General features: G+C 46.8%; 1 protein-coding gene. It reads left to right on the forward strand.

Going from position 1 to position 235, the window contains the following annotated elements:
- A partial coding sequence (locus tag SM755_RS24215; RefSeq protein ID WP_323174907.1) for a hypothetical protein occupies positions 1-235 on the forward strand: 235 nt, incomplete at both ends.

The raw sequence follows: 235 nt of genomic DNA on the forward strand, positions 1-235 counted from the left end.
CGAAAACATGAGAACTTACGTCGCCTGTGTACTAGTTGTGGCCTTTTTACAGGTCGCAGCATCTCAGACTGTTGATATCAATGCAGCATTATCAGCAGTGATAGGAGAGCGTCAAAGATCATTAGGAATCAATGTTGGCCTCAGCAATATGCAGTTTGGCAAGAGTAATGGAGCTGTGGAAGCCAATATCGCCATCGGGACCTCGAACATCACCGACCTCCTTGAGCAATTGAGC

Source organism: Natrialba sp. PRR66, assembly GCF_034808065.1.
GTDB classification, from domain to species: Archaea; Halobacteriota; Halobacteria; order Halobacteriales; family Natrialbaceae; genus Natrialba; species Natrialba aegyptia.